The organism is Bradyrhizobium sp. GW821-FHT13H05, assembly GCF_058804065.1.
The window spans coordinates 1-653 of record NZ_JBXAPO010000037.1; the positions used below are offsets into that span (position 1 = coordinate 1).

Annotated in this window: 1 protein-coding gene; it reads right to left on the minus strand. The window is 69.5% G+C overall.

What is annotated here, in order from left to right; all coding sequences use genetic code 11:
* Positions 1-653: methyl-accepting chemotaxis protein (locus AC1RR3_RS38525; protein ID WP_492830541.1), on the minus strand; the 653-nt coding region annotated here is incomplete at both ends.

The following is a 653-nucleotide window of genomic DNA, read 5'->3' on the forward strand; positions in this document are numbered from 1 at the left end:
TACGCCGCGCGCACGCCCTTCAGGAACGTCCCGACTTCGCCGGAGAGCTGCTCGGCCTGCTTGGAAAGATTTGAGGCCGCCGCGAGCACCATGCCGGCGGCGTTGCCGGTTTCGTTGGCCGCGGTGCTGACACCGCCGATATTGGTGGTGACTTCCCGGGTCGCCTCCGCGGTCTGCGAGACGCTGCGGGCGATCTCGGCGGTGGCGGCGCCTTGCTCCTCGATGGCGGCGCCGATCGAAGTTGCGATGCGGCTGACCTCCTCGATGGTGGCGGTGATACCGCCGATCGCGTCCACGGCTTCCTTGGTCGCGCCCTGGATCTGCGCGATCTTGTCGCCGATCTCGCGGGTGGCTTCCGCGGTCTGGCTCGCCAGCGACTTCACCTCGGAGGCGACGACGGCGAAGCCGCGGCCGGCCTCGCCGGCACGCGCGGCTTCGATGGTGGCGTTGAGCGCCAGCAAATTGGTTTGCGCAGCGATGCTGGAGATCAGTTCGGCGACGTGCTCGATCTGCTGGGCGCCGTCGGAGAGGGCGCGCACGATGGTGTCGGTGCGGCGCGCGCTGTCCACGGCGCGGCCGGTGACTTCGGCGGATTGCGCGACCTGACGGCTGATCTCGGTGATCGAGGAGGACAGTTCCTCCGCGGCGGAGGC